The organism is Photobacterium sp. R1 (assembly GCF_054600795.1).
Map to the genome: position 1 here is coordinate 1 of NZ_BAAHZP010000474.1, position 279 is coordinate 279.

The window sequence follows — 279 nt, forward strand, 5'->3', positions numbered from 1 at the left end:
GGACAGTGCCAGCCGGTGTTAATGCGACAGTGAATGGCGCAACGGTGAGTTTTGTTGCTGACAGCTACACAGTTGATACGCCACTGAACTTTACCGTCGCAGTATCCGATGGTACCGATTCAGTGACAGAGTCAGTCACAGTGACGGTATTGAAAGAGGGGGGCTCAACAGGTTGTACCAATGTCTGGGCAAACGGTAGTGTGTATAACGCGGGTGATATCGTGACGCATTCAGGCAAATCCTGGAAAGCGAAATGGTGGACGACCGGTGAAGAGCCAG

At 52.0% G+C, this 279-nt stretch carries 1 protein-coding gene; it reads left to right on the top strand.

The features are described from left to right. On the top strand, window positions 1–279 hold a 279-nt coding region (locus ACYP03_RS25915), incomplete at both ends, for a carbohydrate-binding protein (RefSeq protein WP_459782662.1).